The sequence below is a fragment of the Streptomyces lincolnensis genome, from assembly GCF_021173675.1.
GTDB lineage: Bacteria > Actinomycetota > Actinomycetes > Streptomycetales > Streptomycetaceae > Streptomyces > Streptomyces lincolnensis_B.
The window spans coordinates 148,284-172,632 of the sequence record NZ_JAIHON010000012.1; the positions used below are offsets into that span (position 1 = coordinate 148,284).

Annotated in this window: 20 protein-coding genes; 12 read left to right on the forward strand and 8 right to left on the reverse strand. The window is 72.6% G+C overall.

What is annotated here, in order from left to right:
* The first annotated feature begins 165 nt into the window (after nt 1-165).
* From K4B79_RS33195 to K4B79_RS33205, 3 genes are all read left to right on the forward strand, one after another.
* Nucleotides 166-1,281, forward strand: coding sequence for a glycosyltransferase family 2 protein (locus K4B79_RS33195; RefSeq protein WP_232031023.1), 1,116 nt, complete (start codon nt 166-168; stop codon nt 1,279-1,281).
* Nucleotides 1,282-1,364: 83 nt separating this feature from the next.
* Complete coding sequence (locus tag K4B79_RS33200; protein WP_232031024.1) at nt 1,365-2,183, forward strand: glycosyltransferase family 2 protein; 819 nt, start codon at nt 1,365-1,367, stop codon at nt 2,181-2,183.
* Nucleotides 2,184-2,185: 2 nt separating this feature from the next.
* The gene (locus tag K4B79_RS33205; protein WP_232031025.1) at nt 2,186-3,637 is read left to right on the forward strand and encodes a glycosyltransferase; all 1,452 of its coding nucleotides are present in this window, start codon (nt 2,186-2,188) and stop codon (nt 3,635-3,637) included.
* A gap of 22 nt (nt 3,638-3,659) precedes the next feature.
* On the opposite strand, the gene K4B79_RS33210 is transcribed toward K4B79_RS33205, so the two are convergent.
* Both K4B79_RS33210 and K4B79_RS33215 read right to left on the reverse strand, forming a co-directional pair.
* Entirely contained in the window at nt 3,660-4,583 is a 924-nt protein-coding gene (locus tag K4B79_RS33210; protein WP_232031026.1) for an LLM class F420-dependent oxidoreductase, read from the reverse strand.
* Between the two features lie 30 nt (nt 4,584-4,613).
* Nucleotides 4,614-5,228, reverse strand: coding sequence for a DUF4352 domain-containing protein (locus K4B79_RS33215; protein ID WP_232031027.1), 615 nt, complete (start codon nt 5,226-5,228; stop codon nt 4,614-4,616).
* A 282-nt stretch (nt 5,229-5,510) separates the two neighbouring features.
* On the opposite strand from K4B79_RS33215, the gene K4B79_RS33220 reads away from it, so the two are divergent.
* The gene (locus K4B79_RS33220; RefSeq protein ID WP_232031028.1) at nt 5,511-5,681 is read left to right on the forward strand and encodes a hypothetical protein; all 171 of its coding nucleotides are present in this window, start codon (nt 5,511-5,513) and stop codon (nt 5,679-5,681) included.
* A gap of 243 nt (nt 5,682-5,924) precedes the next feature.
* On the opposite strand, the gene K4B79_RS33225 is transcribed toward K4B79_RS33220, so the two are convergent.
* The 4 genes from K4B79_RS33225 to K4B79_RS33240 form a co-directional block, all read right to left on the reverse strand.
* Entirely contained in the window at nt 5,925-6,383 is a 459-nt protein-coding gene (locus tag K4B79_RS33225; protein WP_232031029.1) for a DUF6099 family protein, read from the reverse strand.
* A gap of 175 nt (nt 6,384-6,558) precedes the next feature.
* Entirely contained in the window at nt 6,559-6,885 is a 327-nt protein-coding gene (locus K4B79_RS33230) for a nucleotide pyrophosphohydrolase (RefSeq protein ID WP_232031030.1), read from the reverse strand.
* Nucleotides 6,882-8,135: an ATP-binding protein gene (locus tag K4B79_RS33235; protein ID WP_232031031.1), complete on the reverse strand. Its 1,254-nt coding sequence runs from the start codon at nt 8,133-8,135 to the stop codon at nt 6,882-6,884. Before K4B79_RS33235 ends, K4B79_RS33230 begins: the two co-directional genes overlap by 4 nt.
* Before the next feature lie 90 nt (nt 8,136-8,225).
* Nucleotides 8,226-8,621, reverse strand: coding sequence for a cell division protein SepF (locus K4B79_RS33240; RefSeq protein ID WP_232031032.1), 396 nt, complete (start codon nt 8,619-8,621; stop codon nt 8,226-8,228).
* A 193-nt stretch (nt 8,622-8,814) separates the two neighbouring features.
* Here K4B79_RS33240 and K4B79_RS33245 point away from each other — a divergent pair, with 193 nt between their 5' ends.
* Together K4B79_RS33245 and K4B79_RS33250 are read left to right on the forward strand one after the other, a co-directional pair.
* Entirely contained in the window at nt 8,815-12,912 is a 4,098-nt protein-coding gene (locus tag K4B79_RS33245) for a bifunctional nitrate reductase/sulfite reductase flavoprotein subunit alpha (RefSeq protein ID WP_232031033.1), read from the forward strand.
* Between the two features lie 136 nt (nt 12,913-13,048).
* A complete protein-coding gene (locus K4B79_RS33250) occupies nt 13,049-14,770 on the forward strand; it encodes a hypothetical protein (protein ID WP_374208536.1) in 1,722 nt (573 codons plus the stop codon).
* Here the strand turns inward: K4B79_RS33250 and K4B79_RS33255 are convergent.
* Nucleotides 14,751-15,266 carry a YceI family protein gene (locus K4B79_RS33255; RefSeq protein WP_232031034.1) on the reverse strand — a complete coding sequence of 172 codons (516 nt, stop codon included), beginning with the start codon at nt 15,264-15,266 and terminating at the stop codon, nt 14,751-14,753. The two genes, K4B79_RS33250 and K4B79_RS33255, sit on opposite strands and share 20 nt — an antisense overlap.
* Before the next feature lie 93 nt (nt 15,267-15,359).
* Between K4B79_RS33255 and K4B79_RS33260 the strand changes: the two genes are divergently transcribed.
* Nucleotides 15,360-15,878: a MarR family winged helix-turn-helix transcriptional regulator gene (locus K4B79_RS33260; protein ID WP_232031035.1), complete on the forward strand. Its 519-nt coding sequence runs from the start codon at nt 15,360-15,362 to the stop codon at nt 15,876-15,878.
* Between the two features lie 70 nt (nt 15,879-15,948).
* Nucleotides 15,949-19,107, forward strand: a complete 3,159-nt coding sequence (locus K4B79_RS33265; protein ID WP_232031036.1) for an FAD-binding and (Fe-S)-binding domain-containing protein — start codon at nt 15,949-15,951, stop codon at nt 19,105-19,107.
* A gap of 396 nt (nt 19,108-19,503) precedes the next feature.
* On the opposite strand, the gene K4B79_RS33270 is transcribed toward K4B79_RS33265, so the two are convergent.
* A complete protein-coding gene (locus tag K4B79_RS33270) occupies nt 19,504-20,037 on the reverse strand; it encodes a GNAT family N-acetyltransferase (RefSeq protein ID WP_232031037.1) in 534 nt (177 codons plus the stop codon).
* A gap of 161 nt (nt 20,038-20,198) precedes the next feature.
* On the opposite strand from K4B79_RS33270, the gene K4B79_RS33275 reads away from it, so the two are divergent.
* The 4 genes from K4B79_RS33275 to katG all read left to right on the forward strand — a co-directional run bounded on the left by K4B79_RS33275 (nt 20,199) and on the right by katG (nt 24,256).
* Nucleotides 20,199-20,591, forward strand: a complete 393-nt coding sequence (locus K4B79_RS33275) for a DUF6153 family protein (protein WP_232031038.1) — start codon at nt 20,199-20,201, stop codon at nt 20,589-20,591.
* Between the two features lie 108 nt (nt 20,592-20,699).
* Nucleotides 20,700-21,374: a DUF305 domain-containing protein gene (locus tag K4B79_RS33280; protein ID WP_232031039.1), complete on the forward strand. Its 675-nt coding sequence runs from the start codon at nt 20,700-20,702 to the stop codon at nt 21,372-21,374.
* A gap of 195 nt (nt 21,375-21,569) precedes the next feature.
* Nucleotides 21,570-22,007, forward strand: a complete 438-nt coding sequence (locus K4B79_RS33285; RefSeq protein ID WP_232031040.1) for a Fur family transcriptional regulator — start codon at nt 21,570-21,572, stop codon at nt 22,005-22,007.
* Nucleotides 22,008-22,039: 32 nt separating this feature from the next.
* Nucleotides 22,040-24,256, forward strand: a complete 2,217-nt coding sequence (gene katG / locus K4B79_RS33290; RefSeq protein ID WP_232031041.1) for a catalase/peroxidase HPI — start codon at nt 22,040-22,042, stop codon at nt 24,254-24,256.
* Nucleotides 24,257-24,349 lie beyond the last annotated feature (93 nt).

Genomic DNA, 24,349 nt, shown 5'->3' on the forward strand with positions numbered 1-24,349 from the left:
AGAGTACGCCCCGTCGAAATCAGCGCATTCCACGCATTGTGCGGCGGGCGCCTCGACGCTGAATTCCCCTTCGTCCGCGGTAATCCGGCGGAGGGCCGGAACGGGCGGTGCACGGGTTCGGCCGACGAAGGGACACGGATGCGCGGGGGCACCGGAGGCGGACGTTTGGCGTGGCAGCGCGCGGTGGCCCGCGGCTTCGATCCGCCGCCCGCGCCGCGGACCCCGGTCACCCTGGTCCGCTCGGGCCAGATCCGGGAGGATCCGGGGCCGCTGCCCTCCGGCGGACTCGGCGTGCTGCTGCCGACCTATGTGGCGCGCTGCGACCGGGCCGCGCAGGAGACCGCGCTCGGCCATCTCCTCGACGCCCTCGACGACGTCCGACGGACCCGTCCCGAACTGCCGCTGACGGTCTGGCTGGGCATGCAGTACGGCCCCGGCGAACAGGCGGAGGCCCTGGACCGGCTGCGCGGGCTGACCCGGTCCACCGCTCTGCCCGTCGTCGGCTTCGCCCTGCCCGGACCGGGCAAGATCCGCACCATCAACACGGCCCTCGAACTGTCCCGCCCGCTCGGTCACGAGGGCTGGCTGTGGACCGACGACGACGTCGAGTTCGGCCCCGGCTGCCTGGCCCGGCTCGTCGACCGCTTCCACGAACGCGGCCGCACCGGTGCCGTCGGCGCCCGCCTCGTCGCCCTGCCCCGCGCCTCGGCCACCTCCCGCACGATGGACCGGGTCTCCGGGGTCACGGTGCCGCCCGGTGCCCTGCCGGCGGCGGCCTGCATGCTCGTCGCCTCCGACGTGCTCGCCGGGGGCATCCCGGCCCGGCGGCTCGCCGACGACGGCCATGTGCTCTTCGAACTCCTCGACCCCGACGCGGCCGACCCCCTGCACGCCCTCGAAGTGGTGCCCGACGCCCACGGCAGCTTCTACCGCGTCGCCCGCACCTCGGACACCCTGCGCCGGCTGCGCCGCTCCCTGTACAGCCATGTCACCTGCACGGCCGACTACCCGTGGCCGACCGCCCGCACCTACCTCACCGGCACCCTGTTCCACGGCCTGTGGCCGCTCGCCGCCTGGGACGGCAGCGGCGGCACGGTACGCGGCCTGAAGCGCTGGACCGTCAAGGCCGTGCACCTGACCTGGTTCTGCGCGGTCGCCGCGCAGCTCGCCGCGCGCGGTGCGGCGGGCCGCCCGCTGCGGCAGGTGGCCTGGGGCGAGGAGGGCGACTTCCGCAGCCCGGCCGCCGAGGCGCGGCCCGCGGCGGCGCACACCGGACGCTGACACGGGACGGCCGCCTCGCTCGGCGGCCGTCCGCACGCCCACACAGGCGGTCGCCGGCAGCGGCGGCCCGGAAGGGAGACACCGTGCGGACACCGGCACAGACCCGGGCGGCGGTCACCGTCGTCCTGCCCCACTACGACTGCGCGGACTACGTGGGCCAGGCGGTCGGCTCGGTCCTCGCCCAGGACCGGCCCGACCTCCGCCTCGTCGTGGTCGACGACTGCTCGCCCGACGAGGCGTGGACCGCGGCCCTGCGCCCGTACGCCGGGGACCCGCGGCTGACCGTGCTGCGGACCTCCGAGAACGTCGGCCATCTGCGCATCAAGAACAAGGTGCTGGAGACCGCGGACACCCCCTACATCGCCTTCCAGGACGCCGACGACATCAGCATGCCCGGCCGGCTGCGCCGTCAACTCGCCCTGCTGGAACGGGGCAAGGCGGATCTGGTGGGCTGCGCCTACGAGTACATCGACGCGTCGGGCCAAGGCACCGGCAGGCGCCGGATGCCCCGCAACGGCAACCTGTGGATGCGGCTGGGCCGTTCGACGGTGCTGCTGCATCCCTCGTCGGTCGTGCGCCGCGAGGTGCTGGAGCGGCTCGGCGGCTTCGACGGCACCGTCCGGCTGGGCGCCGACACCGACTTCCATCTGCGGGCGGCCCGGCTGTACCGGCTGCGCAGCGTCCGCAGCGTCCTGTACCGGTACCGGATCTGGCCGCAGTCCCTGACCCAGGCGCCCGAGACCGGGTTCGGGTCGGCGCAGCGCCGGTCCTACACCGAGGCCATGAACGCCCAGGAACGCCGCCGCCGCGAGGCCCGCACCCGCGAGGAACTGCTCCCGCTGCTGGTCGCGCCGCCCAACGACGTCGACTTCCGCCTGGAACCCGTCGCGGTGGGCGGCTGACGGTGACGCCCACCGAACCCCCCGCGATCGGGGTCGTCGTCGCGGCTCCGGACGGCACCTGGGAGCCGGCGGTGCGCGGCCTGCTCGGCCAGTCCGCGCCGCCCGCGGCCGTCACCGTGGTGACCCCGGCGGCCCCCTCCCCCGACCCCCGGCTGCGCTTCGTGCCCTGCACTCCCGACACGGCCGCCGAGACCTGCGTCGAGGCCGCACGCGCCCTGTCCACCGCCTACGTCGCCTTCCTCCACGGCCGCGACGAACCCCTGCCCCACTTGCTGCGCCACCTGGCCGGAGCCGCCCGCGACGGCGCGGGCCTCGTCACCTGCGGCACACTCCGGCTGCGCCCCGACGACCTCGTCGACGGCATCGCCCTGACGCCCGGACTCGACGGCGCCGCCTACGCCGTACGCCGCGATCTGCTGGGTACGACGGGCCGGACGGCGGCACACGTCATGGTGCCGCGGCTGCTGGTGCGGCGCCGCGGCGGCGACGGGGCCGCCACCGTGTCCGCGGCCCGTGCCGCCGGAGCGGCGCTGGTGGAGGGCGTCCACCTGACCGCCGCCGTGGCCGAGCCCGCTCCGGCCGACCCCCGCCGCGGGCGCGCCCCGGACCTGGTGTCCGTGGTGATCCCCGTCCGCGACGGCGCGCTCACCCTGCCGGCGCAGTTGCGCGCGCTCGCCGCCCAGGAGTACCCGGGCGACTGGGAGGTCCTCGTCGTCGACAACGGCTCGACCGACGCGACCCGCGAGGTGGCGGAGAAGGCCCGCCCCGACCTGCCCGGGCTGCGGATCGTCGACGCGGGCGAACGCGCCGGCGAGGGCTACGCGCGCAACCGCGGCATCGCCGCCGCCCGCGGCGACCTCATCGCGTTCTGCGACGCGGACGACGTCGCCGACCCCGGCTGGCTCGCCGCGCTCGCCACCGCCGCGCGGGACGCGGACCTGGTGGGCGGCAGCCTGGACAGCAGCGTCCTCAGCCCCGCCTACGCCGACGAACAGCCGATGCCGATGACCGGGCAGACGGACTTCCTGCCCTTCGCGCGCGGCGCCAACTGCGCCGCCTGGAAGGACGTGTTGACCACGATCGGCGGCTGGGACGAGCGGTACCGGGGCGGCGGCGAGGACATGGACCTGTCCTGGCGGGCCCATCTGTGCGGCTACCGCGTCGGCTACGCGCCCGACGCCCGGATGCACTACCGGCTGCGCGCCGAGCTCACCTCGCTGGCCCGGCAGAAGTGGAACTACGGCAGGTCCGGCGCCCGCCTGTACGCCGCCTACCGCCACGCCGGCTTCGAGCGCCGGGACGCCCGGACCGTCCTGATGAACTGGTCCTGGCTCCTGATCCACACCCCGGACCTGGCCCGCTCCCCCACCCTGCGCCGCCGCTGGATCCGCTACGGCGCCCGCCTCTCCGGCTTCCTGGCCGGCAGCGCGGAGCGGGGCGTCCGCTACCTCTGACGCCCCGCTCCGCGCCCACGCCCTACGACAGCTGCGACTGCACCTGGGACGAGATCAGTTCCAGGTGGTCCAGGTCCGAGAGGTCGAGGATCTGGAGGTAGAGGCGCCGGGAGCCGATCTTCGCGTACCGGCCGATCTTGTCGACGACCTCGTCCGGGGTGCCCGCCAGGCCGTTGGCCTTCAGCTCGGGCACCTCGCGGCCGATGGCGGCGGCGCGGCGGGCCACCTCCTGGTCGTCCTTGCCGACGCAGACGACGAGGGCGTTGGAATAGGTGATCTCGTCCGCCCCGCGGCCGGCCTCCTCGGCGGCGGCCCGGACCCGGCCGAACTGGCGCTCGCTGTCCTCGATCGAGCCGAACGGCATGTTGAACTCGTCGGCGTACCGCGCGGCCAGCCGCGGGGTGCGGGTCGCCCCGTGGCCGCCGATGAGCACGGGGATCCTCGGCTGCGCGGGCTTGGGCAGCGCGGGCGAGTCCTTGAGGTCGTAGTACTCGCCGTGGAAGTCGAAGGTCTCGCCGACCTCCGTCGCCCACAGCCCGGTGACGATCGCCAACTGCTCCTCCAGGCGGGCGATCTTCTCCTTCGGGAAGGGGATGCCGTACGCCGTGTGCTCCTCCTCGAACCAGCCCGCGCCCAGGCCGAGTTCGACGCGGCCGCCGGACATCTGGTCGACCTGCGCGACCTGGATGGCGAGCACACCGGGGAGGCGGAAGGTTCCTGCGGTCATCAGCGTGCCGAGCCGGATGCGACGGGTCTCACGGGCGAGGCCCGCGAGGGTGATCCAGGCGTCGGTGGGGCCGGGGAGACCGTCCCCGTCGCCCATCTTCAGATAGTGGTCCGAGCGGAAGAATGCGTCGAACCCCAGGTCTTCCGTGGCCTTGGCGACGGCGAGGAGGGTGTCGTACGTGGCGCCCTGCTGGGGCTCGGTGAAGATGCGGAGATCCATGCACCCATCATGCATGTCGCCTCTCACGCCTCAGGACTCCGGCAGGGCCACGGAGAACAGCGGACCCTGCGCGTTCGGGTCCTCGGACCCGTTGTAGCTCACCGTGCCGCCCTTGCGGCCCACGTCGAGGACGAGATACCCGGTGGCCGACTGTCCCGGCCGGTAGGTCGCGTCGAGGGCCCGCCCGTCGCCGGAGCCGGCCGGCGTGGAGGCGTCCTGGGCGGCCGTGTCGGTGTCCTGCCACTCCATGACGCCGTACGTCATGACCCTCGCGGGTGCGTCGCCGATGTTCTTCAGCGTCAGCGACAGCTTGACGAACTGCCCGTTCTCCGGCCCGCCGCCCACGTCCACCTCGTCCGGTGTCACGTACTCGGCGCCGACGACCTCGACGGACATCCTCGACGTGACCTGGTAGGTCTCGCCGTCCGCGCCCAGTTCACCGGTCTCGAACTCGCCCTTCTCCCCGACCTTCAGGACGGGACCGGCGGAGGACACCTTCCCCGCCGACGCGTCCTTCTCGGCGGCGGGCGGTGCCGAGGCGTCCGGCTTCGGTCTCGCCGTCAGCGCGTCCGACGAACATCCCGTCAGCAGAACGGCGGACAACAGCACGGCCGGCACGCGGGCACGGCGAATGTAGGCGCGCATGGCGCTTCCCCCCAGACTCAGTGGCCCCCCTGGCCACACGGAGCAGAAAGCGTAAGGCACGGGCGGAAGATGCTCCGGCGGCGGCGCCCCTGTCCCCGGTCGGGTGAAAATCCGTCAACGCCGTACGCGGGGGGCGACCTCGCCAGTGACCCGCCCCGGTGGTGATCGTTGGCTCGGGCGGAGCCGGACCGTCCGGCGCCCCGCCACCGGACGGTCGCCGCCGGGGCGTCATCCCTCACCCGCGTCGGCCTCCCTCGGGGGCCTTGGGCCTAGGAGGCCGTCATGTCCGAAGAAACCGTGCCGCTCGCTGCGGGGGCCGGACAGCCGAAGGGGCTGTTGCAGCAGATGGAGGAGCTGATGGCGGCGCTGAACGCGGACCTGTCGGCCCTGGACGCGGATCTTCAATCGGCCGGGGGGAGCGAGCGGGGGGTTGGTGCGGAGGAGCGGGACTGATCCTCTGGGGTTGCACTGTGCCCGGGGCTGTTGCCGGCGGGGGTGGGGGCGCTCGCCGGCGCTTTGCGGGTGCCGCCCCAGCGGCACGATTGCCCGCAGCTGAAGCGGACGGCAACTGCACCCACCTAAGGGGCGCGGGGCTGTATCGATGTGCGGCTCCGCCGCGTGGGCGCGACCAGCCCCCACCGGACCGCAGTCGCACACGCACCCACAGCCCCCGCACCGTAGGCGCACACCGCACCGCTACGCCGGTAACGCCTCATCCCGGTCCGTAAGCTTCCGCAGCATCTCCACGACCCGGTCCCGCGCCTCGTCCGCCGCGTCGATCGCCTCCATGCACTGCCAGTACGTCCGCTCGTCGTCCGCCGCGGAGGCGAGGCCGACGAGGGCGATGCCGACCTCGCCGAGGAGACCACCGAGGCAGAGGAGGGCCTGCCGGGCGTCTCCCAGTTCGGTGAGCTGGGCCGCCCGCAGGGTCTCGGTGTCGATCTCGGGGGGATCGAGCACCCCGCAGCCCCGGCCCGCCAGTTCGGTCAGTCCCAGGGCCTCGCCTCTGAGTTCGGGCGGGCCGGAGACCGCGAGGCGGCTGCCTATCGCCTGGGCCAGGGCCTGCGCCTGCCATATCTCCGCCATGATCTGCGGCGCCCCGCCACTCCCCGCCAGGGCACGTCTGCTCGTCACGATGAGCCGCACCGCGTCCATGCGCTGTCCCCGTCTGCTCCCGACGCGCCTCGGCACGTCCGCCCGAACTCCCTTGTCCACTACCCAGAGTGAGGGCGCCTGAGACGAAAAGCCAGAGGAAGGCGGAAATCTTCGGACAACGAATCGGTTTCGGACAGGCGAACAACTCCGGAGAGTGATAACGGAGTTGAGGATTCTACGGCGCCGGGAACCTCCGCTCGTTCCGGTCGATCTTCGCTTCCAGGGCGGCCAGCGGGTCGATGCCGAGCACCTCGCACAGTTGCAGCAGATACGCCAGCACGTCGGCGACCTCGTCCGTGACGCGGTGCGCCGTGTCCGGGTCGGCCATGACGCGGGTGGACTCCTCGGGCGTCAACCACTGGAAGATCTCGACCAGTTCGGAGGCCTCCACGCTGAGCGCGGCGACGAGGTTCTTGGGGGTGTGGTACGGCTGCCAGTGGCGCGCGGCGGCGAACTCGGCCAGCCTGCGCTGGAGTTTCGCCACGTCGAGAGGTTCGGTCACGGCTTCAGGTGTACCACCGTGACCCCCTCCAGCCCGGCTGCCCAGGACGCGTCGCCGACCGCGCCGACGAGCCGGATGTGCCCGCGTTCACACATGCGGGAGGCGAGCCGCAGCAGTTCGAGCCGCTGCCTTGGGTCCATGCCCCGGTCGAGGTTGTCGGCGAGCACCGTGAGGGTCTGCATGGCCGCCGGTACCTCCTTGGCGGTGTCGACCTCCAGGACGCCGGGGCCGGTGAGCAGCACCAGGGCGAGGGCCGCGTACCGCAGTTCGCCGTCGCCGAGCCGCCCGAAATCCGACCGGTTCCCGTCGCCCCGGTCGAGCAGCGCCCGGACCGTTCCCGTACCGCCCGGGACGGCGAGGACGTCCGTGACGGGGCCCGCGCATCCGGCGTCCAGGGCGGCGATCAGGTGCGCGTGCCGCCGTCCGCACTCCGCGCGGGTGCGCCACAGGACGTCGGCGAGGTTGTCGCAGCCGCCGAGCAGCCGTCCGGAGCCGGTGGGGACGGGGGCGCGCATCCGGCCGGGGCGCGGATCGCAGGCGAAGACGGAGCGCAGGGCGACCACCATCTGCTCGGCGGCGGCGAGCACCCTGCGCTGTCCGTCCGTCCGGCCGGCGACGTGCAGCGGGAGCAGGGCCGTGCCGAGGCGGTCGTCGGGCAGCGGGGCGCGGGTGACCGGTGACTGTCCGGCGGTGTGCCAGGCGGCCTGGACCCGGCGCCGGTCCGGATCGCGCAGGGCGGTCTCCAGCAGGACCAGTCCGCCCGCGCTCAACCGCTCCCCCATCACCCGCAGCGTGGGTTCGACCTGGACGGCGACGTCGAGCCGGACCGGGCCCTCGGGGCCGTCGGCCGTGCAGCCGATGCGGAATCCGCGGCGGCGCTGGGCGTCGGGGCGGGCCCGTTCGGGGACGCAGGCGACCGGGTCGGGGAACACCTCGTCCAGCGCGCCACCGCCACCGAGCCCGGCCAGCGCCCCGAACGCCCGTAACGCGGTCGTCTTGCCACAGCCGCTGGCACCGGCGAACAGGGTGAGCCGACCGAGCGGAAAGGCGGCACGGCGGTGCGCGGCGAAGGAGGTCAGCCGCAACTCGGTGAGCCGGGGCCGCTCGGCGCGGTCCCCATCCCCACCGGACGCCACCGGGCCCGGTGAGGGCCGTACGGGAGACACGGGCGAGGACGGCACGGAGGACAGGGACGACACGGGGGACGCGGACGGGATGGGGGACGCGGACGGCACGGGGGACGCGGTCATATGCGGACGGTAGGACTCCGCCGCCGGGGCGAACCGTTTTACCCCGACGATCTTCCTACGATCGAGGGACCGGGCCCGTGGACAGCACCCTCACACCCCCGGCATCCCCGCCCCCTCCATCAGCCCCGTCACCTCCGTGCCGGCCGGCGTGAGAAGGAACACGTTCCGGTCGACGCGGTGCATTCCGCTCGCGAGGCCGAAGACGACGCCCGTGCTGAAGTCCAGGACGCGCTTGGCGACCTCGGTCTCCGCGCCGGTCAGGTCGAGCAGGACGGGTATGCCCGCCATCAGCGTCTCGGCGACGTCGCGGGCGTCGGCGAAGACACTGATCCGAAGGACGACGAACCGGCGCCGCGCCTCGGTCACGGCCTCCGGCAGGGACCGGTGGTCCACCGCGGACGGCCAGGCGTCCCGGCCCCTCAGCGGCACGACCTGGGCGAGCCCCTCCCACTGTTCGTCGGTGACATCGTGGCTGTTCACCGGCATGCTCCGTCCCCTGCTCGCACTGCTGTCTGCATCGGGCAATTCTTACGCATGGTCACCCGTTCGGCCGAACGCGACACGCTCCGCGACCGCGCCACGCCTCACACCGGCCACGGGACGGGTGTGTGGTGCGCGTAACTCCTCAAGATCGAGCCATGTCACATCGGCGTAACGGGCAATTCGTACCGTCGAGGGCATGACGACGACCCCCCACGCGCAGCGGACCCAGCAGATACGGACGGTCTGCTCGTACTGCGGGGTGGGCTGCGGCATCGTCCTGGACGTCGGCATGGGGCCGGACGGCCGGCGCACGGTGCTGAAGGCGTCCGGGGACAAGGCGCATCCGGCGAACGCGGGACGGCTGTGCACCAAGGGGGCGACGACGGCCGAGATGCTCGCCGCGCCCGGTCGGCTGAGCACCGCGCTGGTGCGGGAGGACCGGGCCGAGGAGCCGGTGCCCACGCCCGTGTCCGACGCGATCGCCGAGACCGCGCGACGGCTGCGGACGATCATCGACGAGCACGGTCCCGACGCGGTCGCCTTCTACGTGTCCGGGCAGATGAGCCTGGAGGCGCAGTACCTGGCCAACAAGCTGGCCAAGGGCTTCGTGCGGACGAACCAGATCGAGTCGAACTCCCGGCTGTGCATGGCGAGCGCGGGCGCGGGCTACAAGCTGTCGCTGGGGGCCGACGGGCCGCCGGGATCGTACGAGGACTTCGACCACGCGGATGTCTTCCTCGTCATCGGCTCGAACATGGCCGACTGCCATCCGATCCTCTATCTGCGGATGATGGAGCGGGTCAAGGCAGGGGCCAAGCTGATCGTCGTCGACCCGCGGCGCACCGCCACGGCCGCCAAGGCGGATCTGTTCCTCCAGGTCAGGCCGGGTACCGACCTCGCTCTCCTCAACGGGCTGCTGCACCTGCTCGTGGAGAACGGGCACACCGACCCCGAGTTCGTCGCCGCGTACACCGAGGGCTGGGAGGCGATGGAGGATTTCCTCGCCGACTACCCGCCGGCCACGGTCGCGGAGATCACCGGGATCGCCGAGGAGGACCTCAGGGAGGCGGCGCGGCTGATCGGCGCGGCCGGTGAGTGGATGAGCTGCTGGACCATGGGGCTCAACCAGTCCACGCACGGCACCTGGAACACCAACGCCCTGGTCAACCTGCACCTCGCCACCGGCGCGATCTGCCGTCCGGGCAGCGGCCCCTTCTCCCTCACCGGCCAGCCGAACGCGATGGGCGGCCGGGAGATGGGCTACATGGGACCGGGCCTCCCCGGCCAGCGCTCGGTGCTGGTGGACGAGGAACGGGCCTTCGCCGAGGAGGTCTGGGAGCTGCCGCCGGGCACGCTGCGCGCGGACGGCGTCGGCAAGGGCACGGTCGAGATGTTCCGGAAGATGGCCGACGGGGAGATCAGGGCCTGCTGGATCATCTGCACCAACCCGGTCGCCTCGGTCGCGGGCCGCCGTACCGTCATCGAGGGCCTGGAGGCCGCCGAGTTCGTCGTCACCCAGGACGTGTACGGGGACACCGAGACCAACGCGTACGCCGATGTCGTCCTGCCCGGCGCGATGTGGACCGAGGCCGAGGGCGTCTTCGTCAACAGCGAGCGCGACCTCACCCTGACCGCCGCCGTGTCGGACCCGCCCGGCGAGGCGATGGCGGACTGGCGGCTGATCGCGGCCGTGGCCCGGGAGATGGGCTACGAGAAGGGGTTCTCCTACGACAGTGCCGAGGACGTCTTCGAGGAGATCCGCCGCTTCCACAACCCCGTCACCGGCTGGGACCTGCGCGGGGTGAGCTACGAGCGGCTGCGGTCGACGCCCGTGCAGTGGCCGTCCGCCGCGGAGGACGGGCCGGAGCGCAATCCGATCCGGTATCTGGCCCAGGAGGGCGGACTGCGCTTTCCGACGGCGAGCGGGCGGGCCGTGTTCCACGCGCGGCCGCATCTGCCGGCCGCGGAGATGCCGGACGACGACTACCCGTTCGTCCTGAACACCGGGCGGGTGCAGCACCAGTGGCACACGCTGACGAAGACCGGGAAGGTGGCCAAGCTCAACAAGCTGAACCCCGGACCGTTCGTGGAGGTGCATCCCGAGGACGCGCGGGAGCTGGGCGTCGCGGACGGCGACCGGGTCGAGGTCGCCTCGCGGCGCGGGCGGGCGGTGCTGCCGGCTGTGGTGACCGACCGGGTGCGGCCGGGGGCCTGTTTCGCGCCGTTCCACTGGAACGACCTGTTCGGTGAGTATCTGAGCGTCAACGCGGTGACGAACGACGCGGTCGACCCGATCTCGTTCCAGCCGGAGTTCAAGGTGTGCGCGGTGTCGCTGACGAGGGTCGCGGAGCCTGTCTCCCCGGCGACGGAGGTCATCGTCCCGACCTCGGTCACACCGGGGCCGAACCCCTTCGGGCTCGACCCGGCCCCGCCGCCCGTCCTGACGGCTCAGGAGCGTCTCTACCTCACCGGCTTCCTCGCCGGCCTCGACTCCGGCACTCCCGGTGTCCCCGTGCTGCCGCCGGACGCGCCCTTCAGCCCCGAGCACGCGATGTGGGTGAACGGCGTCCTCGCCGGCATGTACTCGCGGACGGCGGCCGAACCCCGGGGACAGCAGGGCCGTGAGGTCGTCGTCCTGTGGGCCTCGCAGACCGGGAACGCCGAGGAGTTCGCCGGTGCGGTCGCCGACCGGCTGTCCTCGGGCGGGCACCGGACCACGCTGGCCGGCATGGACGACACCGACCCGGGCACGCTGCCCGCCGGCGCCGATCTGCTGCTGATCACCAGCACGTTCGGCGACGGGGACGCCCCGGACAACGGCAGCGGGTTCTGGGACGCGCTCGCCACCCACCGGGCACCCCGTCTGGACGGCGTCCGGTACGCCGTCCTGGCCTTCGGCGACTCCTCCTACGACGACTTCTGCGGGCACGGGCGCCGGCTCGACGCACGCCTTGACGAGCTGGGCGCGGTGCGGCTCGCGCCGCGCACGGACTGCGAACCCGACTACGAGACCGAGGCCGGGGCCTGGCTGGACCAGGTGCTCACGGCACTGGACACACAGCCGCCGGCCGCCCCGGGCACGCGGCCGGAGACCGCTCCCGGCACCGGGACGGAGACCGCCCCGAACACCGCCCCCCGCACCGGGACCGGGACCGCCCCGAAACCCGCCCGGTCCGCCAGGCCCGCCCCCGCCACCGCCCGTCTGGTCGGCAACCGGCTGCTCAGCGGGCCCGGCGCGGACAAGGAGGTCAGGCGGTTCACCTTCGACACCAGCGGCACCGGCCTGACGTACGAGACGGGGGACGCGCTCGGTGTGCGGCCGGTCAACTCGCCCTCCCTGGTGGAGGAATGGCTCGCGGTGACCGGGGTGGAGGGGTCTACGGCCGTATCGGTGGAGGGAGTTGGCGAGGTCTCCTTCCACGAGGCGCTGCACCGGCATCTCGACATCACGCGGATCACGCCGGACCTGCTGCGCTTCGTCGCCGAACGGGTCCCGGACGACCGGGAGTTGCGCAGGCTGCTGCGGCCCGACAACAAGGACGGGCTCGCGAAGTGGAGCTGGGGACGGCAGGCGGTGGACGTGCTCGCCGAGCATCCGGTGCGGGCGGGCGCCGAGGACTGGACGGCCGTCCTCAGGAAGCTCCAGCCGCGCCTGTACTCCATATCGTCCAGCCCGCTGGTCGACCCGCACCTGATCTCGCTCACGGTGTCCGTGGTGCGCTACGAGAACCTCCACGGCCGTCCCCGCGGCGGTGTCTGCTCGCCGTTCCTCGCCGACGCCGTACCGGGCACCGAGGTCCCGGTCTTCGTGCAGCGCTCGCCGCACTTCCGGCCGCCCGCGGACGCCTCGACGCCGATGGTGATGGTCGGTCCCGGTACCGGGGTCGCGCCCTTCGTCGGCTTCCTCCAGGAGCGGCGCGCGCTCGGCCACCCGGCGCCGAACTGGCTGTTCTTCGGGGAGCAGCACCGGGCCACCGACTTCTACTACGAGGACGAGCTGAGCGCGCTGCTCGACGAGGGCACCCTGGACCGGCTCGACACCGCGTTCTCCCGCGACCAGCGCAACAAGGTGTATGTGCAGGACCGGATGCGCGAGCACGGGCCGGAGTTGTGGCGCCGGCTCCAGGACGGCGCCCACTTCTACGTCTGCGGCGACGCCTCCCGTATGGCGAAGGACGTGGACCGGGCCCTGAGGGACATCGCGGTCACCCACGGCGGGCTGGACGAGACCGAGGCGTCGGCCTGGCTGAAGCAGCTGGCGGCGGCGAAGCGCTACGTCAGGGACGTCTACTAGCGATACGTGAGGGACGTCTGCTGGAGACGATTCCGCGGGGTTTTTGTTACGTTACGACCGGTTCTTACCGGCCTCACACCGGAATCTTCACCTCCGCCGCCGCGCCGCTCACCGGGCCCGCATAGCGTCCGGTGCCGTGCTCGTGACAGATACACAGCTGTCGGCACCCGGCCGACGCACCCTGCCGGCGGTGCCCGCCGCCCCGGAACCTCCCGCGCAGTGGCACCGCGTCCTGACCCTGCTGGCCGACATCAGCCTCTTCATCGGCACCCGGACGGTGTGGACCCAGGCGGCGAGCCACCGGCCGCTCCTGGCCGGGCTGATCTCCCTGTGCTACGTCTCCGTCCTGACGTGCGGGGTGCTGGCGCTGGTGGTGCGCCGGGAGAGGTCGCTCGCGCGCGTGGACCTGTGCGTCCTGGTGACCGCGGTGACGCTGGTGCTGTGCACCTGGGCCCTGAACCACGGCGGTTCCGACGAGGCGGCCCTCACCACCCAGGCCGCCCGGGAACTGGTCGCCGGGCACCCCGTCTACAACCATCCGTGGCCCTGGCTGTTCGGGCGGAGCGTCGCCCTCACCCCGACCGTGACGGGCGGCTACGACTACACCTACGGCTATCCCCCGCTGGCCCCGCTGCTGACCGCGCCCCTGTTGTGGCTGGGCCACGGCGGCGCCCCGGCGACGGTGGTGGCCACCGGCGCGCTGGTCGTCGGGGCGGTGCTGCTGTGGCGGCTGCTGCCCACGCCGTGGCGGTCGGCGGCGACCATGGTCTGCCTGGGCTTCGGCTTCCTGCCCACGTACGGCCGACTCGGCTACCCGGCGATCCTGGCGCTGGCCCTGATGGTGCCGGTGGTGGTGCGCTGGCCGCGGATCGGGCGGGGCGGACGGCTCGGCGGGGCGGGGATCGCGCAGGCGGCGTGTCTGGGCGCGGCCTGCGCGGCGCAGCAACTGCCGTGGTTCCTGGCGCCGTTCCTGCTGGCCGGCGTCTACGCCGTGCGGCGCGGGGAACTGGGCGCGCGGGCGGCGGCCCTGGTGGTGCTGCGGATCACCGGGACCGCCGTCACGGTATGGCTGCTGATCAACACGTACTTCATCGTGAGCGAGCCGGAATCCTGGCTGAAGGGGATCGCGCTGCCACTGACACAGGGGGCGGTGCTGCACGGGCAGGGCCTGGTGGACGTCTCGCTGTACCTGACGAACGGCAGTGACCGGCTGGACTGGTACTCCCACGCGAGCGTGCTGCTGCTGGCCGGGCTGCTGGCGGTGTTCGTGCTCTTCGTACGGCGGCTGGGTCCCGCGGCGACCGTGCTGCCGTGGCTGGCCTTCTATCTGGCGACGCGTTCCCAGGACGGCTACTACCTGATGATGACGCCGCTGTGGCTGGCGGCGGCGGTCACCACGCCCGCGTCGGAGTTCACCGGCGCCTGGCAGCCGCGTCCCCGCGCGCTCTCGGGTCCGCACCGGCGTCCGGCGCGGATCGCCGCGGCGGCTCTGCTGCTGGCCCCGGCGCTGGTGTGCGCCGTGCTGGCGGCCACCGGTTCGCCTCCCCTGCACACCCGGCTCACCTCGGTGCGGGCCGGGGAGCACACCCTGTCCCGGCTGACCCTCTGGGTCACCAACACCGGCGACGACGCCCTCACCCCGCACTTCACGCTCACCCGGGGCCAGGGCATGTACCCCTACTTCGAGGTGCTGCGGGGCCCGGCCACGCTGCCCGGACACAGCACGGCGACGTACGAACTCAGGCCCCCGCAGGGGACGTACGCGCTGCCGCGTCCGGGTCAGCGGATCCGGCTGCGCGTGTTCACGCCCTCGCCGCAGACCCTGTCGAGCGCCTGGATCACGCTGCCGACCGCGTGAAGCGGAGGGTGGTGGAGACCGTGGTCAGGCCGCGGATCATGCCGAGCTGGTTCCAGCCCATGCCGAAGTGATCCCGGTCCACCGAGAACTCGGCGTCGAGGGTGACGGAGTCGGCGTCCGATTCACGTACGTGGGCGGTGAAGGTCTGGGGCCGGCTGATGCCGCGCACGGTCAGCTGGCCTATGACGTACACGTCGTCGCCGTCGCGGGGCTCGGCGCTGCGGACCGCGAAGGTGATCTGCGGGTGGTGGTCGGCGTCGAAGAAGTCGGCGCCGCGCAGGTGGGTGTCGCGCTTGGCGTTCTTGGTGTCCAGGGAGGCGACGTCGAGGGTCAGGGTGCCGACGGCGGACCCGTCGGACCGCACCTCGCCCTGTCCGTCGAAGGTGGAGAAGGCGCCCTTCACGGTGACCAGGCCCCACATCGTCTTGTGGCGCAGGGCGACGGTGGAGGCGGTGCGGTCGAGCTGCCAGGTTCCGGTCTCAACGGCGACGGTCATGATCTTCACTCCTGTAGTACAAATTTGGATGACCCCGTGCGCCCCTCAAGCTAGCCGATTCTTCAAATTTGGACAACAGGTAGACTTGAATCCATGGCCGACCACCCCGCATGTCCCGCCACGTCCGCTGACGGACTCCTGCCGGCCGAGCTGCACGCCTGGATGCTGATGCTGGCCTCGACGCACGCCGTGGAGCAGGAGCTGCACTCGGTCGTCAAGGAGCGGCTGGGCGTCTCCCACGACGAGTTCCTGATCCTGTGCCTGCTGGCCGGGCAGCCCGACACCGGTCTGCGCATGACACGGATCGCGGAGCTGCTCGGCCGCCCCAAGACCCGGCTGACCTACCAGATCGCCTGCCTCCAGCACGCCGGTCTCATCAGCCGCCAGTCGGTGTGCGGAGACAAGCGGGGCGTGGAGGTCACCCTGACGGACAAGGCCCGGCAGCTGCTGAAGGAGCACTCCGAGTTCTTCGCCTCGACGGTGAAACAGGAGCTCGTGCGGTTCATGGGCCCGGCCCAGTGCGCGGCGATGCGCGCGCTGATGTCCACGGTCGTCGAGGAGTCCGGGGAGCCGGCGGGGGCCGGGGAGCCCGCGAGGTCCGTGGCCGAGTAGCCCCCGGTGGTTGCCGGCGCGGCTCCGGGTACTCGGGCCGGGTCCGCGCCGACCACCGTAGGAGGGGTTCATGGGCATCTCGGATCTGCCCGCTCCCGTCGTCCTCCACCCGGACAGCGCGCCGCCGCCGGACACCGCCTCCCTGGAGAGCGCGCTGCGCGAGCGCGTGGACGGCGAGGTCCGCTTCGACGCCGGCAGCCGGGCCGCGTACTCGACGGACGCCTCGAACTTCCGGCAGACACCGATCGGGGTGGTCGTGCCCCGCAGCCCCGAGGCCGCCGCGGAGGCGGTCGCCGTGGCCCGCGAGCACGACGTACCCGTACTGTCGCGGGGCGGCGGGACCAGCCTGGCCGGGCAGTGCACCAACACGGCCGTGGTGATCGACTTCTCCAAGTACTGCGACCGGCTGGAGTCCGTCGACGTCGAGGCCCGCACCTGTGTCGTCCAGCCCGGCATCGTGCTGGACGACCTCAACCGGCAGCTGGCGCCGACCGGGCTGCGCTACGGCCCCGAGCCCGCCACCCACGCCAACTGCACGATCGGCGGCATGATCGGCAACAACTCCTGCGGGGCCACCGCCCAGGCACACGGCAAGGTCGTCGACAACATCGCCCGCCTGGAGGTGATGCTCTACGACGGCACCCGCTTCTGGTGCGGCGAGACCGACGACGAGGAGTACGCCGAGATCGAACGGCAGGGCGACCTCAGGGCGTCGGTGTACCGGCAACTGCGCGCCCTGCGCGACAGCTACGCCGACGAGGTCCGCCGCCGCTTCCCGGACATCCCGCGCCGGGTCTCCGGCTACAACCTCGACTCGCTGCTGCCCGAGCACGGCTTCGACCTGGCCGGCCTGCTGGTCGGCAGCGAGTCCACGCTGGTCACCGTGGTGCGGGCCGAGCTGGAACTGGTGCCGGTACTGCCCGAACGCACCCTGGTGGTGCTGGGCTTCCCGGACATCGCGACGGCCGCCGACGCGGTCCCGGCCGTCCTGCCGTACGAGCCGATCGCACTGGAGGGTGTCGACTCCCTGCTGGTCCGCGACGAGCGGATCAAGCACCTCAACCCCAAGGCGCTCGCCGAACTCCCCGAAGGACAGGCCTACTTGATGGTCCAGTTCGGCGCGGCCACGATCGAGGAGGCCGACGAGCGGGCGCACCGGATGCTCGACGCCCTGCACGAGTCCGAGCACAACCCGGAGGTGGCCTTCCTCGATGACCCGGTCCACGAACAGGAGTTGTGGCAGGTCCGTGAGGCCGGCCTCGGCGCCACCGCGCACATCCCGGGCCGTCCCGACACCTTCGAGGGCTGGGAGGACTCGGCGGTGCCGCCCGACCGGCTCGGCGAGTACCTGCGCCGACTGCGGGGCCTGTACGAGGAGTTCGGCCACCAGAGCGACACCGGGCCGAGCCTCTACGGCCACTTCGGGCAGGGCTGTGTGCACACCCGGATCCCCTTCGACCTGTACTCCGCCGACGGGGTCGCCGCCTACCGGCGGTTCATGGAGCGGGCGGCCGACCTGGTCGCCGAGTTCGGCGGCTCCTTCTCCGGCGAGCACGGGGACGGTCAGAGCCGGGGCGAGCTGCTGCCGCGCATGTTCGGGGAGCGGCTGGTGGAGGCCTTCGGGCGGCTCAAGGCCGTCTTCGACCCGCTGAACCGGATGAATCCGGGCAAGGTCGTGGCGCCGTACGGCCTCGACGAGAACCTCCGCCTCGGCGGTGACTGGGCCCCGTACGATCCGCGCGACTTGCACTTCCGCTTCCCGCACGACGGCGGGTCGTTCGCCGAGGCCGCCAACCGGTGTGTCGGCGTGGGCAAGTGCCGACAGCACACCACCGAGGGCGGCGCGGTGATGTGTCCCTCCTACCAGGTGACCCGGGAGGAGGAACACTCCACGCGCGGGCGGGCCCGGCTGCTGTTCGAGATGCTCGACGGGCACGGGGACAGCGCCATCCGCGACGGCTGGCGGTCGGAGGCGGTACGGGACGCGCTCGACCTGTGTCTGGCCTGCAAGGGGTGCAAGAAGGACTGCCCGGCCGATGTCGACATGGCGACCTACAAGGCGGAGTTCCTGTCCCACCACTACGAGGGCCGGTGGTGGCGCCGGCCCCGCGCCCACCTCTCGATGGGGTGGCTGCCCGTCCTCGCCCAGGCCGTCGGGCGTGCCCGGCTCGGACCGGTCGTCAACGCGCTCACGCACACGCCTCCGCTGTCGAGGGCGGCCGTGGCGGTGGCGGGCGTCGAGGACCGTGAGGTGCCGCTGTTCGCCGGGGAGACGCTCCAGCGGTGGTTCGCGCGGCACGAGCCGTACGGCGACGGGGCGCGCGGGACCGTCCTGCTGTGGCCGGACACCTTCACCAACCACTTCCATCCGCACGTCGGACAGGCGGCCGTGACGCTCATGGAGCACGCGGGCTGGCGGGTCGTCCTCCCCGAGGAGCCGCTGTGCTGCGGGTTGACCTGGATCTCCACGGGGCAACTCGGCGTCGCCGAGCGGGTGTTGACGCGGACGGTGCGGCATCTCGCCGCACACGTCCGGGCGGGCGGCCTGGTGGTCGGCCTGGAGCCCAGCTGTACGGCCGTCTTCCGGGCCGACGCCCCCGAGCTGTTCCCCGGCGACCGGGACGTGCGGCGGCTGCGCGACCAGACGGTGACCCTGGCCGAGCTCCTGACCGAGCACTCCCCCGGCTACGAACCCCCGCACGTACCGGACCGCTCCGCGCGGGCGGTGGCCCAGGTGCACTGCCATCAGCACGCGGTCCTGGACTGGACGGCCGACGAACGACTGCTCCGTCGCGCCGGCGTCGACGTCGAGCGGCTGGACTCCGGCTGCTGCGGCCTCGCCGGCGACTTCGGCTTCGAACCCGGCCACCTCGACGTCAGCACGGCGTGCGCGGAACGCGTCCTCCTGCCCCGCCTGCGCGCCGAACCCCCCGAGACCGTGGTCCTCGCCGACGGCTTCAGCTGCCGCACCCAGATCCACGAGCTGGACAGCGGCGGCCACGAGGGCGTGCACGTCGCGGAACTGCTGGCATCGGCCCTGCCGGATGCCGACGGGCCCGGCGGGCCACGTCCCCACACCGTCCCCCGCAGCGCCTACGGCGTCGCCCCCGGCGCCCGCCCCACCCCGCCCACCGGCCCGACCAAGGCCCTCACCCTGACCGGAACCGGCCTCGCGGGGCTGGCGACGGTGAGGGCGGCGGCGGGGGTGCTGCGACGGCTGCGCGGCTGATCCGAGGGCTGATTCGACACTCCCGACGCCCTGGGCGCCCTCGGCGCACGGAGGGGGCCGCTCCCCACCCGCCGGGGGCCCGGTGTGCGGGCGCTGCAAGGTGGCGGGCGGGCGAGCACCGGCCGCCGCCGCGGCCCGGCCGGCCTGCGCGGGCACGCGGCAGCCGGAACGTGGACTTCTCGCGCGGGCCCGCCGGACTCCGGGTCCGGCGTCGTCCGCCGCACGAGGGAGAGCGCCGAGTGGAGGGCCGTCCGAGCGGTGACCACGACGGCGCCCCTCGACGACAGGCCGCGGTCACGCCCGGCCGCACACCAGCCGACGGCCACGCCAACCGCCCGAGCGGCCGCTCGACGCAACGGGTGGTCCGGTCCGTGGAGGGCGAAGCGCGGAACGCTTTCAGGCCGGGGAGAGAAACACCACGACGTCCGTGTCCGCGCCCGGCAGGAGCTCCGGTTCCCGCCAGCCTTGGTGGCGGTAGAACGCGAGGGTGTCGTGCGCCTGGTCCCAGGTCATCAGCCAGGCCCGGCCGCCGGGAGCCGCGGCGGTGAGGCCGGACAGCAGCCGGCGGCCGAGACCGGTGCCGCGGACCCGCTCCCGTACGCCCAGTTCATCGATCTCGAAGGCCCCGACCAGCAACCGGTCGACCCGGTCCGCCCCGAGCGCCGCGGTGACCTTCGGGTAGGCACGGTCGGTACGGAACGGGGCCTGGGTGATCCAGCCGGTGACGAACCCGTCCACCCCACCGTCGGCGGACCGGGCCACCAGGGCCCGGAACCCGGGGCGGCGGACATCTCTCTCCAGCCGCTCACGGAACTCCTTCCGGGTCTCCTCCGCGTCCCGAGGCTCCCAGGGCGGCGCGGTGAAGATCTCGACGTAGGCGTCGGTGAGCTCGTCGGCGACAGTGAGGACGTCCGGGCCGAAGTGCCGCATGGGACACGGCCTCCTTGTTCGAGGGTGGCGCGGTACGGCTGGCCGACCGTACCGAGGAGCACGGAAGACACCGTACGACGTACCGGCCCAACACCCCGCCCCCACCTGGCTCTTCGACCCCCTGCCGGTGGCGGCGGCTCCGTTTCCGTAAGCTGTGCCGCGTGACAGCCCGCGCACAGCGACCCGGCGCGCCCCCGCCCCTCGGGCGGTGGCGGGCGCTGCTCGTGCTCGGACTGCTGGCCGGGCTGCTGGGTATGCACGGCCTGGCTCCGACGGGCGCCGGAACCGGACACGAGCACGGGCCGGAGCACCGGACGGTCGGTGTCAGCACCGTCCAGGCCGGCTGTCACGGGGAGGGCGGCGGCGGTCTCCACCACGCCGATCCGACCTGCAAGGCGAGCACGGTGAGCGGCGGCCCCGCACTGCCCGTCCTCGTCGCCGACGCGGTGACCACCCTCGTGGACGCCGACGCCGTACGCACGCGCCCGGGCACAGCCCCGGACGGCGCCCGCGCCCCACCGTCCCTGGCGGAACTCCAACTCCTGCGGATCTAGAGACCACGCCGCACCGCGCCCCGCACACCGGCGACGCGGTGCCCCTCGGCACGCCCGGATCCATCCGGTCACCGTCTTTCACCGATCTCGCACAGCAGGAGTTCCCCCATGCGCAAGACCCGCAACACCCTCCCCGGGACCGCACCCCGCCGCGTCACCCTGGCCGCCGTGTCCGTCACCGCCGCCCTCCTCCTCGCCGCCTGCGGCAACGACGACGGCGGCAACTCCCACGGGGCAGGGCACGACTCCTCCTCGTCCCCCTCGTCCTCCTCGTCGCCGTCGGCGAGCACCGCGGCCTCCGAAGGCGCCCACAACGCCCAGGACGTGTCCTTCGCGCAGGGCATGATCCCGCACCACCGCCAGGCCCTGGAGATGGCGGGGCTCGCCGCCGACCGGGCCGGGTCCGCGCAGGTCAAGGACCTCGCCGCACGGATCGAGAAGGCCCAGGACCCGGAGATCAGGACCATGAGCGGCTGGCTGACGTCCTGGGGCGAGGAGGTCCCGGCCGGCTCCATGCCCGGCATGGACCACTCCGGCGGCCACTCCGGGATGCCCGGAATGATGACCGACGAGGACATGGCCGACCTGAAGAAGGCGTCCGGCAAGGACTTCGACGCCATGTTCCTGACGATGATGATCGAGCACCACGAGGGCGCCGTGGACATGGCCGAGACCGAGAAGAAGTCGGGCCGCTACGGCCCCGCCACGGCCATGGCCGACGACATCGTCGCCGCGCAGACCGCCGAGATCACCGAGATGAACAAGCTCCTCGGCAAGAACTGACGGACGGACGGGAGGGGGCCGGTGCCCGCGCGGGCACCGGCCCCCTCCCCCGTACCGAACACCGCCAGGTCACCGCCCTTTCACCCCGGCTTCACCGGCCCCGCGGACGATCGGCGAGGGCCTCTCCGCGACACAGCAGACTTGGAGCGTTCGTTTTCTTGAATCATTCGTGTTTATGAGGGTAGGTTGGGCGCCATGACTTCACCCCAGCCCCCGACCAGCGCTGATGAGCTGCGCGGTGCCGGCCTGCGGGTGACGGCCGCCCGCGTCGCTCTGCTCGAGACCGTCCGGGCCGGTGACCACCTCGGTGTCGAGGCGATCGCCGCCGGTGTGCGCGACCGGGTGGGCCACATATCGCTCCAAGCCGTGTACGAGGCCCTCCACGCACTGACCGACGTGGGACTCGTACGCCGTCTCGAACCGCCCGGCAGCCCGGCCCGGTTCGAGGGACGCGTCGGTGACAACCACCACCACCTGGTGTGCCGGTCGTGCGGTGTCGTCGTGGACGTCGACTGCGCGGTCGGTCACGCCCCCTGTCTCACCGCCGCCGACGACCGCGGCTTCGCCGTCGACGAGGCCGAGGTCATCTACTGGGGCCTGTGCCCCGACTGTTCCCCCGCCCGCAGTTTTTGAGCACGTGATCCACCTGGTACGGAAGGACTCCCATGTCTGACAACCACGACGCCGTCGTCACAGACCAGAAGCCGGAGGAGGCCGGTGGCTGCCCCGTCGCGCACGGGCGCGCCGCACACCCGACCCAGGGTGGCGGCAACCGCCAGTGGTGGCCGGAGCGGCTCAACCTGAAGATCCTCGCCAAGAACCCCGCCGTGGCGAACCCGCTCGGTGAGGAGTTCGACTACGCCGAGGCGTTCAAGTCCCTCGACCTCGCCGCCGTCAAACGCGACATCGCCGAGGTGCTGACCACCTCGCAGGACTGGTGGCCGGCCGACTTCGGCAACTACGGCCCGCTGATGATCCGGATGGCCTGGCACAGCGCCGGCACCTACCGCATCAGCGACGGCCGCGGCGGCGCCGGTGCCGGCCAGCAGCGCTTCGCGCCGCTGAACAGCTGGCCCGACAACGCCAACCTGGACAAGGCCCGCCGTCTGCTGTGGCCGGTCAAGAAGAAGTACGGCCAGTCCATCTCCTGGGCCGACCTCATGATCCTCACCGGTAACGTCGCCCTGGAGCAGATGGGCTTCGAGACCTTCGGCTTCGGCGGCGGCCGCGCCGACGTCTGGGAGGCCGAGGAGGACGTCTACTGGGGCCCCGAGACCACCTGGCTGGACGACCAGCGCTACACCGGCGACCGTGAGCTGGAGAGCCCGCTCGGCGCGGTCCAGATGGGTCTGATCTACGTCAACCCCGAGGGCCCGAACGGCAACCCGGACCCGCTGGCCGCGGCCCGCGACATCCGTGAGACGTTCCGGCGCATGGCGATGAACGACGAGGAGACCGTCGCCCTCATCGCCGGTGGCCACACCTTCGGCAAGACCCACGGCGCCGGCCCGGCCGACCACGTGGGCAACGACCCCGAGGCCGCCTCGCTGGAGGAGCAGGGCCTGGGCTGGAAGTCCACCTACGGCACCGGCAAGGGCGGCGACACCATCACCTCCGGCCTGGAGGTCACCTGGACCAGCACGCCGACCCAGTGGAGCAACGGGTTCTTCAAGAACCTGTTCGAGTACGAGTGGGAGCTGACCGAGTCCCCGGCCGGCGCCAAGCAGTGGGTGGCGAAGAACGCCGAGGCGATCATCCCGGACGCGCACGACGCGTCGAAGAAGCAGCTCCCCACGATGCTCACGACCGACCTGTCGCTGCGCTTCGACCCGATCTACGGCGAGATCTCGCGCCGCTTCTACGAGAACCCGGACCAGTTCGCGGACGCCTTCGCCCGCGCCTGGTTCAAGCTGACCCACCGTGACATGGGCCCGAAGTCGCTGTACCTCGGCCCGGAGGTCCCGGAGGAGACCCTGCTGTGGCAGGACCCGCTGCCGCGGGCCGAGGGCGAGGTCATCGACGCCGGTGACATCGCGGCCCTCAAGGCCAAGCTCCTGGAGTCGGGTCTGACCGTCTCGCAGCTGGTCTCCACCGCGTGGGCGTCGGCGTCCACCTTCCGCGCCAGCGACAAGCGCGGCGGCGCCAACGGCGCCCGTATCCGCCTGGAGCCGCAGCGCGGCTGGGAGGCCAACGACCCCGACCAGCTCGCCACGGTGCTGCGCACCCTGGAAGGCGTCCAGCGGGAGTTCAACTCCGGCGCCAAGAAGGTCTCCCTCGCCGACCTGATCGTCCTCGGCGGTACCGCCGCGGTGGAGCAGGCCGCCAAGGAGGCCGGCTTCGAGGTCCAGGTGCCCTTCACCCCGGGCCGCGTCGACGCGACCGAGGAGCACACGGACGTCGAGTCGTTCGCCGCGCTGGAGCCGACCGCCGACGGGTTCCGCAACTACCAGGGCAAGGGCAACCGCCTGCCGGCCGAGTACCTGCTGCTCGACAAGGCCAACCTGCTGAGCCTGAGCGCTCCCGAGATGACGGCCCTGGTCGGCGGTCTGCGGGTCCTGGGCGCGAACCACCAGCAGTCGCAGCTCGGCGTCTTCACCTCGACGCCCGGTGTCCTGACCAACGACTTCTTCGTCAACCTGCTCGACCTGGGTACGACGTGGAAGTCGACGTCGGAGGACCAGACCACGTTCGAGGGCCGCGACGCCGCCACGGGCGAGCTGAAGTGGGCCGGCACCCGTGCCGACCTGGTCTTCGGCTCGAACTCCGAGCTGCGCGCGCTCGCCGAGGTCTACGCGAGCGACGACGCCAAGGAGAAGTTCGTGACGGACTTCGTCGCCGCCTGGGCGAAGGTCATGGACCTCGACCGGTACGACCTGGTCTGAGACCCGGTCACGGCCTGAGCGACACCACGCCCGGGTCGGCCCGCAGGGGCCGGCCCGGGCGCTGTCGTGCGCGGCGAGAGAGGACCGCAGGCC

Coding starts and splice junctions, on each gene's coding strand:
- K4B79_RS33210 (WP_232031026.1), bottom strand. CDS start 4,583: ATGGATCTCCGCATCTTCACCGAGCCCCAGCAGGGCGCCACGTACGAC.
- K4B79_RS33215 (WP_232031027.1), bottom strand. CDS start 5,228: ATGCGCGCCTACATTCGCCGTGCCCGCGTGCCGGCCGTGCTGTTGTCC.
- K4B79_RS33220 (WP_232031028.1), top strand. CDS start 5,511: ATGTCCGAAGAAACCGTGCCGCTCGCTGCGGGGGCCGGACAGCCGAAG.
- K4B79_RS33225 (WP_232031029.1), bottom strand. CDS start 6,383: ATGGACGCGGTGCGGCTCATCGTGACGAGCAGACGTGCCCTGGCGGGG.
- K4B79_RS33235 (WP_232031031.1), bottom strand. CDS start 8,135: ATGACCGCGTCCCCCGTGCCGTCCGCGTCCCCCATCCCGTCCGCGTCC.
- K4B79_RS33240 (WP_232031032.1), bottom strand. CDS start 8,621: ATGCCGGTGAACAGCCACGATGTCACCGACGAACAGTGGGAGGGGCTC.
- K4B79_RS33245 (WP_232031033.1), top strand. CDS start 8,815: ATGACGACGACCCCCCACGCGCAGCGGACCCAGCAGATACGGACGGTC.
- K4B79_RS33255 (WP_232031034.1), bottom strand. CDS start 15,266: ATGACCGTCGCCGTTGAGACCGGAACCTGGCAGCTCGACCGCACCGCC.
- K4B79_RS33260 (WP_232031035.1), top strand. CDS start 15,360: ATGGCCGACCACCCCGCATGTCCCGCCACGTCCGCTGACGGACTCCTG.
- K4B79_RS33265 (WP_232031036.1), top strand. CDS start 15,949: ATGGGCATCTCGGATCTGCCCGCTCCCGTCGTCCTCCACCCGGACAGC.
- K4B79_RS33270 (WP_232031037.1), bottom strand. CDS start 20,037: ATGCGGCACTTCGGCCCGGACGTCCTCACTGTCGCCGACGAGCTCACC.
- K4B79_RS33280 (WP_232031039.1), top strand. CDS start 20,700: ATGCGCAAGACCCGCAACACCCTCCCCGGGACCGCACCCCGCCGCGTC.
- K4B79_RS33285 (WP_232031040.1), top strand. CDS start 21,570: ATGACTTCACCCCAGCCCCCGACCAGCGCTGATGAGCTGCGCGGTGCC.
- katG (WP_232031041.1), top strand. CDS start 22,040: ATGTCTGACAACCACGACGCCGTCGTCACAGACCAGAAGCCGGAGGAG.